The organism is Paenibacillus agaridevorans (assembly GCF_003112455.1).
In the GTDB taxonomy this organism is placed as follows: domain Bacteria; phylum Bacillota; class Bacilli; order Paenibacillales; family Paenibacillaceae; genus Pristimantibacillus; species Pristimantibacillus agaridevorans.
Window position 1 is genome coordinate 1 of the sequence record NZ_BDQX01000215.1, and the last position, 749, is coordinate 749.

At 46.7% G+C, this 749-nt stretch carries 1 protein-coding gene; it reads right to left on the reverse strand.

What is annotated here, in order from left to right; all coding sequences use genetic code 11:
* A partial coding sequence (locus tag PAT3040_RS37230; protein WP_181376736.1) for a hypothetical protein occupies positions 1–749 on the reverse strand: 749 nt, incomplete at both ends.

Below are 749 nucleotides of genomic sequence, written 5' to 3' on the forward strand. Positions count from 1 at the left end.
CCGCCATTAAACGCATTTTTATAATAGCCTGTTGATGTATACAGATTACTGATCGTTTGTGAGACATATACCGGAATATCCTCGCCATCTTCTGTCGATATGCTCCCTGCTTCAAACGCATCCGTTGTATACGTTGTTCCTAACAGAATCCCCTTTACTTGACGACCGTCTGCCGCGCTCACGTAAACCGACAAGCTATCAAGCTGGGTAAAATCTTCCGCTGTACCAATATCCTGCACGGAGCTGAGATAGAACTGCGATCCCGTTGCACCGAATTTGACTGCTCGCAAGGAATCACGTTGAATCGACTCCCCGGTTGTTTCATCGGTTTCTACTTCGGAATTTTTCCATACCATGGACAGGTTATCCACTTCATTGACTGCATCGGACATTTTCGCAAAGACGAACCTCGGATCAATCTCCTCATTCATCGATACTTTAAGATCCGATAAACTATCTACAAAGGTTGGATCAAGCTCCCCATCCTTATCAATCGCCGCAAGCGGGATATCATTGACCTGCGAGCCAAAAGCTGTCTCGCTTGTTTTGTACCAGGCAAGAATAAACCGCTCACTGTTATCGCTCCAACGCACACTTGTCAGCTGCGGGTTTTCGTCTGCCCACTGATCGCTTGTCAGTTGAACCTGTTTAACGATGCCCTTTGCTTTCCAGGTTGCGGCCGTTGCAGCTGAATCCTTATTCGTATCTACAACGATATATGCGATCTCATTGTCCTTAGCGTCTTGCTG